The sequence below is a fragment of the Pseudomonas sp. AF32 genome (genome assembly GCF_022342325.2).
GTDB classification, from domain to species: domain Bacteria; phylum Pseudomonadota; class Gammaproteobacteria; order Pseudomonadales; family Pseudomonadaceae; genus Aquipseudomonas; species Aquipseudomonas uvaldensis.
Genome location: NZ_RQJK02000011.1, coordinates 109,629 through 123,264 on the forward strand (window position 1 = coordinate 109,629; position 13,636 = coordinate 123,264).

At 60.0% G+C, this 13,636-nt stretch carries 13 protein-coding genes and 1 pseudogene; 8 read left to right on the forward strand and 6 right to left on the reverse strand.

From position 1 onward, the window contains the following. The first annotated feature begins 121 nt into the window (after window positions 1-121). Complete coding sequence (gene fadD2, locus EGM97_RS12460; protein ID WP_238960913.1) at window positions 122-1,810, forward strand: long-chain-fatty-acid--CoA ligase FadD2; 1,689 nt, start codon at window positions 122-124, stop codon at window positions 1,808-1,810. Between the two features lie 375 nt (window positions 1,811-2,185). Further along, window positions 2,186-3,877 carry a long-chain-fatty-acid--CoA ligase FadD1 gene (gene fadD1 / locus EGM97_RS12465; RefSeq protein WP_238960912.1) on the forward strand — a complete coding sequence of 564 codons (1,692 nt, stop codon included), beginning with the start codon at window positions 2,186-2,188 and terminating at the stop codon, window positions 3,875-3,877. Between the two features lie 56 nt (window positions 3,878-3,933). Here the strand turns inward: fadD1 and EGM97_RS12470 are convergent, their stop codons facing one another. Beyond that, window positions 3,934-4,311 carry a hypothetical protein gene (locus EGM97_RS12470; protein ID WP_238960911.1) on the reverse strand — a complete coding sequence of 126 codons (378 nt, stop codon included), beginning with the start codon at window positions 4,309-4,311 and terminating at the stop codon, window positions 3,934-3,936. Between the two features lie 246 nt (window positions 4,312-4,557). On the opposite strand from EGM97_RS12470, the gene EGM97_RS12475 reads away from it, so the two are divergent. Together EGM97_RS12475 and def are read left to right on the forward strand one after the other, a co-directional pair. Continuing rightward, a complete protein-coding gene (locus tag EGM97_RS12475) occupies window positions 4,558-5,508 on the forward strand; it encodes a YihY/virulence factor BrkB family protein (RefSeq protein ID WP_238960910.1) in 951 nt (316 codons plus the stop codon). Continuing rightward, the gene (gene def, locus EGM97_RS12480; protein ID WP_238960909.1) at window positions 5,505-6,044 is read left to right on the forward strand and encodes a peptide deformylase; all 540 of its coding nucleotides are present in this window, start codon (window positions 5,505-5,507) and stop codon (window positions 6,042-6,044) included. The genes EGM97_RS12475 and def overlap by 4 nt, the downstream gene beginning before the upstream one ends. A gap of 130 nt (window positions 6,045-6,174) precedes the next feature. On the opposite strand, the gene EGM97_RS12485 is transcribed toward def, so the two are convergent. The 3 genes from EGM97_RS12485 to gntR form a co-directional block, all read right to left on the reverse strand. Further along, window positions 6,175-6,597 (reverse strand): GNAT family N-acetyltransferase, encoded by a 423-nt coding sequence (locus tag EGM97_RS12485; protein WP_238960908.1) that lies wholly within the window; start codon window positions 6,595-6,597, stop codon window positions 6,175-6,177. Window positions 6,598-6,691: 94 nt separating this feature from the next. Continuing rightward, the gene (locus EGM97_RS12490; protein ID WP_238960907.1) at window positions 6,692-7,201 is read right to left on the reverse strand and encodes a hypothetical protein; all 510 of its coding nucleotides are present in this window, start codon (window positions 7,199-7,201) and stop codon (window positions 6,692-6,694) included. 166 nt (window positions 7,202-7,367) lie between these two features. Further along, on the reverse strand, window positions 7,368-8,399 hold the full coding sequence (gntR, locus tag EGM97_RS12495; protein WP_238960906.1) for an HTH-type transcriptional regulator GntR: 1,032 nt from the start codon (window positions 8,397-8,399) through the stop codon (window positions 7,368-7,370). 216 nt (window positions 8,400-8,615) lie between these two features. On the opposite strand from gntR, the gene EGM97_RS12500 reads away from it, so the two are divergent. Together EGM97_RS12500 and EGM97_RS12505 are read left to right on the forward strand one after the other, a co-directional pair. Further along, window positions 8,616-9,149 carry a gluconokinase gene (locus tag EGM97_RS12500; RefSeq protein ID WP_030139335.1) on the forward strand — a complete coding sequence of 178 codons (534 nt, stop codon included), beginning with the start codon at window positions 8,616-8,618 and terminating at the stop codon, window positions 9,147-9,149. A gap of 89 nt (window positions 9,150-9,238) precedes the next feature. Next, window positions 9,239-10,591 (forward strand): GntP family permease, encoded by a 1,353-nt coding sequence (locus EGM97_RS12505; protein WP_238960905.1) that lies wholly within the window; start codon window positions 9,239-9,241, stop codon window positions 10,589-10,591. A gap of 139 nt (window positions 10,592-10,730) precedes the next feature. Here the strand turns inward: EGM97_RS12505 and alaC are convergent, their stop codons facing one another. Further along, complete coding sequence (gene alaC, locus EGM97_RS12510) at window positions 10,731-11,948, reverse strand: alanine transaminase (protein ID WP_238960904.1); 1,218 nt, start codon at window positions 11,946-11,948, stop codon at window positions 10,731-10,733. Window positions 11,949-12,155: 207 nt separating this feature from the next. Here alaC and EGM97_RS12515 point away from each other — a divergent pair, with 207 nt between their 5' ends. Then, on the forward strand, window positions 12,156-12,818 hold the full coding sequence (locus EGM97_RS12515; protein ID WP_238960903.1) for a LysE family translocator: 663 nt from the start codon (window positions 12,156-12,158) through the stop codon (window positions 12,816-12,818). A gap of 79 nt (window positions 12,819-12,897) precedes the next feature. Then, complete coding sequence (locus EGM97_RS12520; protein ID WP_238960902.1) at window positions 12,898-13,383, forward strand: GyrI-like domain-containing protein; 486 nt, start codon at window positions 12,898-12,900, stop codon at window positions 13,381-13,383. Here the strand turns inward: EGM97_RS12520 and EGM97_RS12525 are convergent. Next, window positions 13,380-13,565 (reverse strand): annotated as a pseudogene (locus tag EGM97_RS12525) (GNAT family N-acetyltransferase); the annotation flags it as partial. The gene EGM97_RS12520 and the pseudogene EGM97_RS12525 sit on opposite strands and share 4 nt — an antisense overlap. Window positions 13,566-13,636 lie beyond the last annotated feature (71 nt).

Genomic DNA, 13,636 nt, shown 5'->3' on the forward strand with positions numbered 1-13,636 from the left:
AATATATGACACAAATTGCCGTATTTGCCTGATTGGCCAGAGCTGCTAGTGTCCCAAGAGCTCCGCTTCTCGCACAGCTCGGAGGCGGCCCGGGACAGTTCAGGTAAAGAGGACAAAAACAATGCAGCCTGATTTCTGGAATGACAAACGCCCGGCCGGCGTGCCCTCCGACATTGACGTCGGGGCCTATAAGTCGGTCATCGAGGTGTTCGAGCGTTCCTGCAAGAAATTCGCCGATCGCCCGGCGTTCAGCAACATGGGCGTGACGCTGACCTATGCCGAGCTGGAGCGCTACAGCGCGGCGTTCGCCGGCTATCTGCAAGCCCACACCGACCTGGCCCCCGGCGATCGCATCGCGGTGCAGATGCCCAATGTCCTGCAATACCCGATCGCCGTATTCGGGGCCATGCGCGCCGGGCTGATCGTGGTCAACACCAACCCGCTGTACACCCCACGGGAGATGCGTCACCAGTTCAAGGATTCCGGTGCCCGGGCGCTGGTTTACATGAACCTGTTCGGCAGCAAGGTCCAGGAAGTGCTGCCCGACACGGACCTGCAATACCTGATCGAAGCGAAGATGGGCGACCTGATGCCCACCGCCAAGGGTTGGCTGGTCAACACCGTGGTGCGCAAGGTCAAGAAGATGGTCCCGGACTATTCGCTGCCCCAGGCCATTTCCTTCAAGAGCGCTTTGCGCCTGGGGCGCGGCCAGGCGCTGCGGCCATTGAGCGTCAGCCTCGATGACATCGCGGTGCTGCAATACACTGGCGGTACGACCGGGCTGGCGAAGGGCGCGATGCTGACTCACGGCAACCTGGTGGCCAACATGCAACAGGCCCGGGCGTGCCTGGGGCAGTTCGGCGACGACGGTCATCCACTGTTGCGCGAAGGCCAGGAAGTGATGATCGCGCCGTTGCCGCTGTACCACATCTACGCCTTTACAGCGAATTGCATGTGCATGATGGTCACCGGCAACCACAACGTGCTGATCACCAACCCAAGGGACATCGGCGGCTTCATCAAGGAGTTGAAGAACTGGCGTTTCTCGGCGTTGCTGGGGCTCAACACGCTGTTCGTGGCGTTGATGGACCATCCCGATTTCAAGACCCTGGATTTCTCCAGCCTCAAGCTCACCAACTCCGGTGGCACCGCCCTGGTCAAGGCCACCGCTGATCGCTGGGAACAGTTGACCGGCTGCCGTATCACCGAAGGCTATGGCCTGACCGAAACCTCACCCGTGGCCTGCACCAATCCCTATGGCCAGAAGTCCCGACTGGGTACGGTAGGGCTGCCGGTGCCGGGGACGCTCATGAAAGTGGTCAACGACGACGGCGTCGAGCAACCCTTGGGCGAGCGCGGCGAGCTGTGCATCAAGGGGCCGCAGATCATGAAGGGCTACTGGAACAAGCCTGAAGCCACCGCTGAAGTACTGGACAGCGAGGGTTGGTTCAAATCTGGCGACATCGCCGTGATCGACCCGGACGGTTTCGTGCGCATCGTCGACCGCAAGAAAGACATGATCATCGTCTCGGGTTTCAACGTGTACCCCAACGAAATCGAAGACGTGGTCATGGCTCACCCGAAGGTTGCCAACTGCGCGGTGATCGGTGTACCGGACGAGCGTTCGGGGGAGGCGGTGAAGCTGTTCGTGGTGGCTCGCGAGGCGGGCGTAAGCCTCGAAGAACTCAAGGCCTACTGCAAGGAGAACTTCACTGGCTACAAGATTCCCAAGCACATCGTCTTGCGCGAGTCGCTGCCTATGACACCGGTGGGCAAGATCCTGCGGCGGGAGTTGCGGGATATCGCCTGAGACCCGGGCAGTGCTTCAGTAAAAACCAAACCCTGTGGGAGCGAGCCTGCTCGCGCTAGCGGAAGGTCAGTCATTGTAGAGGTGACCGAAACACCGCTATCGCGAGCAGGCTCGCTCCCACAGTTTTGATGTATTCAGAGGAAATTGACAGGGCTTAGAATTTTTACTCTAAAAATGACCACTGAATATTCTTGAGTCGTATTGGTGACTATGGAGGCCTATTTTGGCTCTAGTCGACCCTTGGCAAAGCTGCTACTCTCGGCGCGCTTTTGTGACTTCTCGGCCTTCATTCAAGCCAGATTCACCAACAAACACACACCAATAATAATCGCATCAAATGCGGTGAGAATTCGCGTTGCTGAGGAGTGGGCTTCCATGATTGAAGACTTTTGGAAGGATAAGTACCCAGCTGGGATTGCTGCCGACATCAATCCAGACGAGTATCCGAATATTCAGGCGGTGTTGAAGCAATCCTGCCAACGCTTCGCCAACAAGCCGGCATTCAGCAACCTCGGCAAGACAATCACCTACGGTGAACTGTACGAACTGTCCGGTGCCTTTGCCGCGTATCTGCAACAGCATACCGATTTGCAGCCCGGTGATCGAATCGCCGTGCAACTGCCCAACGTTCTCCAGTACCCGGTGGCCGTGTTCGGTGCGATCCGTGCCGGTCTTATCGTGGTCAACACCAACCCGCTGTACACCGCGCGGGAAATGGAACATCAGTTCAACGACTCCGGCGCCAAGGCGCTGGTGTGCCTGGCGAACATGGCGCACCTGGCCGAAAACGTGGTGCCCAAGACGAGCGTCAAGCACGTCATCGTGACCGAAGTTGCCGACCTGTTGCCGCCGCTCAAGCGTCTGCTGATCAACAGCGTGATCAAGTACGTGAAGAAGATGGTTCCGGCGTATCACCTGCCCAAGGCCGTCAAGTTCAACGATGTGCTGAGCAAGGGCCACGGCCAGCCCGTGACTGAGGCCAACCCGTCCAGTGACAAGGTGGCGGTGCTGCAATATACCGGCGGTACCACCGGCGTGGCGAAGGGCGCGATGCTGAGCCATCGCAACCTGGTAGCCAACATGTTGCAATGCAAGGCGCTGATGGGCTCCAACCTCAATGAAGGTTGCGAAGTGTTGATCACGCCGTTGCCGCTGTACCACATCTATGCCTTCACCTTTCATTGCATGGCGATGATGCTGATCGGCAACCACAACGTCCTGATCAGCAATCCGCGGGATCTTCCGGCGATGGTCAAGGAACTGTCCAAGTGGAAGTTCAGCGGTTTCGTCGGCCTCAATACGCTGTTCGTGGCCCTCTGCAACAACGAAGCTTTCCGCAAGCTGGATTTTTCGGCGCTCAAGGTCACTCTGTCCGGTGGCATGGCCCTGCAACTGGCGGTAGCCGAGCGCTGGAAGGAGGTCACCGGCTGCCCGATCTGTGAAGGCTACGGCATGACCGAAACCAGCCCTGTGGCCACCGTCAACCCGATCCAGAAAGTTCATGTGGGCACCATCGGCATTCCGGTGCCGTCGACGCTGTGCAAGGTGATCAACGACGCAGGCGTCGAACTGCCGCTGGGTGAAGTCGGCGAGCTGTGCATCAAGGGACCGCAAGTCATGAAGGGCTACTGGCAACGTCAGGAAGCCACCGACGAAATCCTCGATAGCGAAGGCTGGCTCAAGACTGGCGACATCGCGGTGATCCAGCCCGATGGCTACATGCGCATCGTCGATCGCAAGAAAGACATGATCCTGATCTCGGGCTTCAACGTGTACCCCAATGAACTGGAAGACGTGTTGGCGACCTTGCCGGGTGTGCTGCAATGCGCCGCCATCGGCATACCGGACGAGAAGTCCGGCGAGGCGATCAAGATTTTCATTGTCGTCCGGCCGGGGGCTACGCTGACCAAGGAGCAGGTGATGGAGCACATGCGCGCCAACGTCACTGGCTACAAGGTGCCCAAGGCGGTGGAGTTCCGCGATGCCTTGCCGACTACCAACGTGGGCAAGATTCTGCGACGCGAGTTGCGCGATGAAGAGCTCAGGAAGCTGGGTGTGAAGAAGTAGGGCAGGCTGCAATCCACAATCTGTGGGAGCAAGCTTTGCTCCCACGGCGGTGCCGGTTACAACTTGAACTGCGCAAAATTCAGGTTGGTACCACCGGGCCGCAAATCCTGCAGATACGAATCCTTGTCGGCGCTCAGCTCCAGGCTCAAGGCTGCCTTGCGCTTGCCCTGGTTGCGCACTTCCAGGCCTTCCATTTTTTCCCGCAGGAATACGGTCGGCACTTTCAGGTGCAGCAGCTCGTCGGTGGCCGGGGTGTGCAGCAGCAGATGAATCCATTCGTACTGACCGACGGCCAGGCGTGTCACCGGGATGTTGAACCAGAAGATATTGCGGTTACGGTTCAATTCGCTGAAATGGCAGTTGTTGACGCCCAGTACGGCGCCGCCCAGTTCCTGGTTCCTGCGGGCAATGGCCTGCTTTTTATCGAGTTTCATAACGTTCCTACGGGATTGGAGCTTCGGGCCGTAGCCTGAATACGTGCGGCATTCTCGACGGTTACCGGGCAAACATAAAGCCCCGCTTGTGCGAACAATGAAACTTGGCCCGTGGGTTTCCGGTCAATTCAACGTCGGTGGCAAAACGGCGCAATTGTTCCTGCGTCGCCAAACAGGCTACCTTGATGTAAAAAACGCCCCTTGAGTCGCCACGCGACCACTTTCTTGCGGCGAAAGGAGACGCTCATGATGTTCCCGGCCTTGAAAGGCTTGCCCTTGCATCGTGTGATGATGCGCACCGTGACCGAGTTCCTCGACGACGAGATGTCGACTTATGCCTCGGCACTGGCCTACCAGATGCTGTTTTCCCTGTTTCCCTTCATTCTGTTCCTGATCGCGCTGATCGGTTTCCTGCATCTGCCGGACTTTTTCTCGTGGCTGCGCCTGCAGTCGGAACTGGTGCTGCCGCCCCAGGCCCTGGAACAGGTCAACCCGGTCATCGACCAGCTCCAGCAATCCAAGGGCGGATTGCTCTCCGTGGGGATCGTGGTTGCGTTGTGGACTGCCTCGGCCGGGGTGCGGCTGATGATGAGCGCGATGAACGCCGCTTATGATGTGGTCGAAGGCCGTCCGGCCTGGAAACGTTTTCCATTGTCGATTTTCTACACGGTCGGTATCGCCGGCATGTTACTCATCGCGGCGGCGCTGATGGTGCTCGGGCCTCAGGTGATGGAATGGATTGCGGCCCAGGTCGGCCTGGAGGAGTTCATCGTCACGGTCTGGACCGTCGTGCGCTGGCCTGTGATTGTGATTCTGCTGATGGTGGCGGTGGCGCTGATCTACTACGTGATGCCCGACGTCAAGCAGGAGTTCCGCTTCATCACCCCAGGGTCGGTGCTGGCGGTGGTTGTGTGGATCATCGCCTCCTTGGGCTTTGCCTTCTACGTCAAGACCTTTGCCAACTACAACGCCATGTACGGCAGTATCGGCGCGATCATCGTACTGTTGTTGTACTTCTATATCTCGGCGGCCGTGCTGCTGCTCGGTGCCGAAATGAATGCGGTGATCGAGCATATGGCCGCCGAAGGCAAGGATCCCGGCGAAAAGCACCCGGGCGAGCACCACAAGCAGCACGTGTCGGGCCTGGGCCGCGACCATTCCGTTCACCACAATCACACTGACGAAGCCCGGCCATGATCCGAGAAATATTGAAAATGGGCGATGAGCGCCTGCTGCGTATCGCCCCGCCGGTCCCGCCGGATATGTTCGACAGCCCGCAGCTGTGGCAATTGATCGACGATATGTTCCAGACCATGGAGAGCGTTGGGGGCGTGGGCCTGGCGGCGCCGCAGATCGGCGTCGACCTGCAACTGGTGATCTTCGGCTTCGAACACAGCGAGCGCTATCCCGACGCCGAGGCCGTGCCGCAGACGATTCTGATCAACCCGCTGATCACACCGTTGGGGCCGCAGATGGAAGAAGGCTTCGAGGGTTGTCTGTCAGTGCCGGGCCTGCGGGGTGCGGTGGAGCGTTACCAGCACATCCGTTACGAAGGCTTCGATCCCAAGGGCGAGCCGATCGTGCGGATGGCCTCGGGTTTCCACGCGCGGGTGGTCCAGCATGAATGCGATCACCTGATCGGGCGCCTTTACCCGTCGCGAATCAAGGATTTCAGCAAGTTTGGTTTCACTGAAGTGATGTTTCCGGATCTGGATCCTGCGGCGGACGATTAATTGGACAGCTACACATAACCCCTGTGGGAGCGGGCTTGCTCGCGAAGACGGCGGTCTGTCCAACATTGAGGTAACTGAACATACCGCTTTCGCGAGCAAGCCCGCTCCCACAGGGGATCTGTGCCGCGCTTCAGCATTGGTTTTTTTGCACCCACCCCATCGCAATCATCGGCTTGCTGCGGGCATACCGGCTCAGGCGCTCGGCCATGGCGTAGGGCAGGGCGGGGTCGAAGCTGAAACCGCGTCGCTCATAGAAACCGCGCAAGTCCGGATGGCAGAACAACCACACCGGTTCCTCCACACCTTTGATCGCTTCGGCAATCAGTCGGGCGGCGATCCCTTGCTCGCGGTACGCCGGGTCGACGAACAGACCGGTCAACCAGTGTCCACCCGATACCGGCCGCAGGCACAGGGCTGCGACGATGTGCTCCTGGCGCGCCACCCACAGCTGCGCGTCACGCACCGCTTTCATCGAGGATTGGTGGGCACGATAGAACTTGTTCATCAACGGCCATAGTGGCGCGTCGAGCAGCGTGTAGTGAATCTCAGGCATGTCAGCGTCGGAGGCGAAGAGGGAAGGGCATTATAACGGGCGGAAGTGAAGCTGCTGGGGCATCATCGGCCCCAGCTTGGAAGGGCTGTCGAGCTCAGACAGCGGCCAGGAAGGTGTCCACGGACGGTTCCTTGGCATCCGTGCGGCGTTCCTGTTCTTTCTCCACTTTTGCGATTGCCGTTTTGTCCTGCATACGCTGGGCAATCTCCTGGCTGACCGCCAGTTGCTTCTCGGGCGGCATCGCCTCGTACTCTTCCTCGGTGATGCCCATTTCCTTGAGGATGCTGTCGCGCAGGCGTTCTTCCGGCGTCTTGCTCATGTAGTCCTTGAACTCGGCCGTTGCGGAGCCGCCGACGGTCTGCAACTGCACGCGGGTCTTGGCGAACGCTTCATCGACGTTGTCGCTGATGGCGGTGGCCGCGTTGACCTGCTGCGTGGCCTGGCGGGTAGCGGACTCCTTGACTTGGCTGGCCTGGGCCTGGACGTTGTCGCGCAACGCCTGCAGGGCGGCGTTTTGCAGGCCGCTGGCGGCTTCCGCGGTGGGATCTTCCCCGGGACGCTTGAGCGGCAGATTTATCATTTGCTGTTTTGCACTGACCAACATGATGGACACCTGTAGGTAATGGCTGAGCGATGGGCAGGAGCAATTACCATGCCGTCGTTGGAAAGCCCCAAACCACGGGGCTTTGGCGAATGCAGGCAGGCCGTCGGGCGGCCAACCCTTGCCGTCCGGCGGCATGGCTCGACCGCATTGGCATCAATCTGCGTGCTCAGGTGCTTTCGCGGACCTTGAGTTCGAAACCCATGTCGACCACCGGCTGCGCGATGCGGTTGCCGGCCATCAACGTCAGCATCTGCTCGGCGGCGCGTTGGCCGATGGCCTCCCGAGGAGTGCTGATGCTGCTCAGGCGCGGGACCATATGGGCCGAGGCGGGCAGGTCGTTGAAGCCCAGCACCGATATTTGTTCGGGAATCCTGATGCCACAGCGCAGCGCCTCGAACAGCGCTCCGTGGGCCAGATCGTCGTTGCCGAAGAAAATCGCGTCGACGTCCGGATGACTGGCCAGCAGCTGAAGGAACAACTCGCCGCCCAGGCCCACCGATGACGGGCGTGGCGTCAGCAGCTCCAGGTCCGGGTCATAGAGACCGGCTTTTTGCAGCGCCCGACGAAAGCCTTCGCCACGCAGCAGGGTGCGCTGGTCCAACTGTGCGCCGATGTAGGCCAGGCGTTTGCGCCCCTTGGAAATCAGGTGTTCGGCGGCTGTCTCGCCGGCCTTGAGCTGGGAGAAGCCGACGCAGTTAAGGCCCGCGCCGGGGTCCAGCTCCATCATGTACACACAGGGAATGTTGCTGGCCTCGATCATGCGTCGGGCACTTTCGGTGCGGTCGAAACCGGTCAGCAGCAAACCACGCGGCTGATAGGCCATGTAGTTGCGCAGCAAGTCTTCTTCTTCATCCCGCGAGTAGTGGTAGTTACCGATCACCACTTCGAACCCCTTGGGCCTGAGGACTCGATGGATGGCTTCCAGGGTGTCGATGAACAACAGGTTCGACAACGACGGCACCAGCACCACCACCGAATGGCTCTGGGCCGAAGCCAGGGCTCGGGCGGCGGGATTGACCACGTAGTTGAGTTCCACGGCGGCCTGGCGGACTTTTTCCACCAGCTCGGTGGCAACGGTGCTGACCCCGCGCAGGGCACGGGAGGCGGTGATGGGGCTGACGCCAGCCAGTCGTGCGACTTCGTTGAGCGTAGGGCGACCGGTGGTGCGTGTATTCTTATCGTTTTTAGGGACAGTCATCAGGGCGGCTTGCCAAACAAAAATCAAGGCACTAAGGTAGCGCTGTCTCGACGTGGCTGCAAATACGTGAGCGGGGTTTTGCCTGATCTCCGCCCGTGGATGTCGTGAACGAACATGCTGCAACTACAAAAATGACAAGAAGGCGTCGGCAACTTCTGCTTTTGCATTGGTGTCATAACTCGCAAAGGTAGCGCTGTCTGCGCGCTGAGGTGTTACATGAACAATCCCATCACCGCCCTCGTCATCATGGGCGTTGCCGGTTGCGGCAAGACATGCGTCAGCCAGGCCCTATGCCAGTTGAGCGGCGCCACCGCCATCGAAGGCGACACTTTCCACCCCGCGGCCAACATCCAGAAGATGAGCGCCGGTATTCCTTTGAACGACGACGACCGTGCCGGCTGGCTCGACAGCCTGTGCGATGAACTGCGCCGCGTCGACGCCACGGGCGAGCGCCCGGTGTTGACCTGTTCCGCCCTCAAGCACAGTTATCGCGAGCGCCTGCGCAGTGCCTTGCCGGGCCTGGGTTTCGTATTCCTTGAATTGACCCCCGAAGTCGCCGCCGACCGTGTGTCCCATCGTCCGGGCCATTTCATGCCCTCGACCCTGATCGACAGCCAGTTCGCGACCCTCGAATCCCCTGTCGGCGAGCCCCTGACGCTGGCTTTGGATGCGTCCAGCCACAGCATCGATGAGTTGGCGCGTCAGGCTTACGTCTGGTGGCTGGCCCACGGCCTCAAGCTCGCCAGCTGAGTTTTTTCAATGCGTCAGAAAGACAGCGCTGTCCCGACAGCTGACGAATAACTGCTTCAATAACAACAACAAATCAGGAGACACCCCCCATGTTTGGCATGTCCCACGAGACGTTCCTGCTGCTGGATGCAGTGGTCACGGTGATCGGACTCATCGTCCTCATCACCAAATTCAAGATCCATCCCTTCATCGCGTTGACCATCGCGGCGGCGTTCCTCGGCCTGACCTCCGGCATGCCGATCGGCACCATCATCAAGGCCTTCCAGGACGGCTTCGGTGGCGTGCTGGGCTTTGTCGGGATCATCCTGGCGCTGGGCACGATGCTCGGCAAGATGATGGCCGAGTCGGGCGGGGCCGATCAGATCGCCCAGACCCTGATCCGCGCCTTCGGCAAGGACAAGGTGCAATGGGCCATGATGTTCGCCGCGTTCCTGGTGGGCATTCCGCTGTTCTTCGAAATCGGCTTCGTGCTGCTGATTCCGCTGGTGTTCATCGTTGCGCGCCGCACCGGTGTCTCGATCATCAAGATCGGCATTCCGCTGCTCGCCGGTCTTTCCGCCGTCCATGGCCTGGTGCCGCCGCACCCGGGTCCGCTGCTGGCGATTGGCATATTCGGTGCCGACATCGGCAAGACTATTCTCTATGGCCTGATCGTAGCGCTGCCGACGGCGATTATTGCCGGGCCAATTTTCGGTACGTTCATCGCCAAGCACATCCCTGGCCATCCGAACCAGGAGCTGGTGGACCAACTGGCGCGCGAGACTAACTCCGACGATCTGCCGAGCTTCAGCATCACCCTGATCACCGTGCTGTCGCCAGTGTTCCTGATGCTGCTCAAGACGTTCGCCGACGTGGCACTGCCCGAGGGCAACTTCTTCCGTACCTTCATGGACCTGATAGGTCACCCGATCTCCGCACTGCTGCTGGCGTTGCTGCTGTCGCTGTATACCTTCGGCTACAAGCAGGGCATTGGTTCCAACCAAATGCTCAAGTGGCTGGACGCGAGCCTCGCGCCGACCGCCGCGATCATCCTGATCATCGGTGCCGGTGGTGGCTTCAAGCAGATGCTGGTGAGCAGCGGCGTGGGGACGGTGATCGGCAACATGGCGGTCAGCGCACAGATCTCGCCGATCCTGTTGGCCTGGCTGGTGGCGGCAGTGATCCGTATCGCCACCGGTTCGGCGACCGTGGCGACCATTACCGGTGCCGGTATCGTGGTGCCGGTGGTGGGGATGATTCCGGGTGTTAACCGTGAGCTGCTGGTACTGGCGACCGGTGCCGGTTCGCTGATCCTCTCTCACGTCAACGACGCAGGCTTCTGGCTGGTCAAGCAGTACTTCAATATGACCGTGGCCGAAACCTTCAAGACCTGGACGGCGATGGAGACCATCCTGTCGGTGGTGGGGTTGATCTTTATCCTGCTGTTGTCGCTGGTGGTCTGACCTAAACGCAATAACCCATGTGGGAGCGAGCCTGCTCGCGATAGCGATATGACATTCAGCATCTCTGTTGATTGTCGTACCGCAATCGCGAGCAGGCTCGCTCCCACAGTTTTGAAGGGTGTTGCCCAAAAGTTTTGTGTCAGGCGTTGGTTTTTTGCACCAACCCATCCGCCCGGAACATCGCCCGGATCCCGCGCACCGCCTGGCGGATCCGGTCCTGGTTCTCGATCAGTGCAAAGCGCACGTGATCATCGCCATACTCCCCGAACCCTACACCCGGCGAGACGCAGACCTTGGCTTCGGCCAGCAGTTTCTTGGCGAACTCCAGTGAGCCCAGGTGGGCATAGGCCTCGGGAATCTTCGCCCAGACGTACATCGATGCCTTGGGATTTTCCACCATCCAGCCCAGCTCATGCAGGCCCTTGACCAGCACATTGCGGCGCTGGCGGTATTGCTCGGCAATGTCGCGCACGCACTGTTGATCGCCTTCGAGCGCGGCGATGGCGGCCACTTGCAGCGGGGTGAAGGTGCCGTAGTCGTGGTAACTCTTGATCCGCGCCAGGGCGCTGACCAGCTCCGGGTTGCCGACCATGAAGCCGATGCGCCAGCCGGCCATGTTGTAGCTCTTGGACAGGGTGAAGAACTCCACCGCGATGTCCTTCGCCCCGGGCACCTGCATGATCGACGGGGCTTTCCAGCCGTCATAGACGATGTCGGCGTAGGCCAGGTCGTGGATCACCAGCACATCGTATTGCTTGGCCAGGGCGATGACCCGCTCGAAGAAATCCAGCTCCACGCATTGTGCGGTGGGATTGGACGGGAAGCCCAGGATCATCATCTTCGGCTTGGGAATCGAGCCGCGAATGGCCCGCTCCAGTTCGTCGAAGAAATCCACACCGGGCACCAGCGGCACCGAGCGGACCTGGGCGCCGGCGATCACCGCACCGTAGATGTGGATCGGATAACTGGGGTTGGGCACCAGCACCGTGTCGCCCTGGTCCAGGGTCGCCAGCATCAGGTGGGCCAGGCCCTCCTTGGAGCCGATGGTGACGATAGCTTCGCTTTCGGGGTCGATGTCCACTTCATAGCGGTCCTTGTACCAGCGCGAAATGGCGCGGCGCAGGCGCGGGATGCCTTTTGAGGTGGAATAGCCGTGGGTGTCTTCACGCTGGGCGACGGTGACCAGTTTTTCCACGATGTGCGGGGGCGTGGCGCCGTCGGGGTTACCCATGCTCAAGTCGATGATGTCTTCGCCGCGCCGACGCGCAGCCATCTTCAGCTCGGCAGTGATATTGAATACGTAGGGGGGGAGTCGATCGATGCGCGCAAAGCGGCGCGACGAACCTTGTTCGGCCATTGTTGCCTCGAGATACGTGAGCGCCCGGAACCGTCCGAGCGACGTTGGCCACTGTGGTGGCCTGCGGCGCAAGATAAGGGCGCGCAGGGGCGATTGTCCAGTGGCGGCCGACAACTATTTTCGACGACACTGTCGATCCGGTCGCAGGACGCTGGTTGTCGACTGCGCGCCGCTAAACCCGTCGTACCCCTTCGAATGGACTGAACAATGGAGTTTTCCAGCGGTTTCCTGCTGAGCCTTTCCTTATGCCTGGACATTGGCGTGGCCAACATTGCGATGATCACCCTGGCCATGCAGCGGGGCTATTTCCAGGGTTTTGCCCTGGGCCTGGGGACATGTGTGGGTGACCTGATCTACGCCGTGCTGGCACTGGCCGGTATGACGGTATTGTTGCAATACGAGGCGGTACGCTGGGTTCTGTGGATCGGCGGTTCAGGGTTGTTGCTGTACTTTGCCGCGAAAATGGTCCATTCGGCGATTCATCACGACGCGGTGCTGGTCCAGACGTCAGAGGCCCGGGACAACTCCTCTCGCCAGGAGTTTTTCCGAGGCATTTTCCTGGCCATGTCGTCGCCCAGCGCGATCCTCTGGTTCGCGGCGGTGGGCGGTACGCTCATTGCCCGTTCAGGTGGCGGCACGCTACTCAGCTCGGCGCTGTTCCTCAGCGGGTTCCTGAGTGCCGGTCTGCTGTGGTGTGCGGGCCTGTGCCTGGCGGCGACCCAGGGCGGCAAGCTGTTGGGGGATAAATTATTGCGTTATTCGTATTGGGCATCCGCTGCGATCTTCTGCTATTTCGCGCTCTACGTGATTATTTCTGGCTACAACGAGTTTCTAGGCACCGCCACCGTGCCGGTGATTTCCGGCGCCTGACAAGCGAAACGGCCTGGCAATCATGGTTTGGCTTCTATACTGCCAAGCCCGACTTCATGTTTTTGCGGAGTGTTGACGCATGGAAAAGCACGAGCGCGATTACACAGCCCAGCCACGCTTTGAACAGGGACATTTTCAGCTCATTGCCGGTTTTGGCGCTCGTTTCACCCCCGAAACCGCCCAGGATATTCCGCTGCTCTGGGAAAAGTTTTTGCCCTGGCTCGGTGATGTGCCAGGGCAGGTCAGTGAAGTGACCTATGGCGTGTGCTGCAATCCGGATGGCAAGGGTGGGTTCGAATACATCGCCGGCGTCGAGATCAGCCGCCTGAACGATTTGCCGGAACAATACCGCTGGATCGAGATTCAGCCTGCCCGCTACGCGGTGTTCGAGCATCGGGGACCGTTGAAGACGTTGCCGGAAACATTCCGGTATATCTGGAAAGAGTGGTTGCCTCGATCAGGCCATGAAGCGGCGGATCAACCGGAGTTCGAACGCTACAGTGAAGACTTCAATCCCAGGACCGGTGAAGGCAGCCTGGAGGTCTGGATACCGCTCAAAGCCTAGAAGATCAATCCCATCCGCCGCCCATGACCGACGAGGCCCTTGTAGGCCTCGCCGTTGTCGACCCAGCCCAGTCGGGTACACAAGCTGATCGCTGATTCGTTACGGGTATCGACCGAGAGCTCCAGCCCGCGGATTTCCGGCCAGACTGCACGCGCCACGGCGGGCAATGCCTCCAGGCAGGCGAATTATTTTTATTCGGGTTGTCGATTCGCCGTTTCTCCAGGCGACCAAGAGTGTCTTCAACAAAAACCTG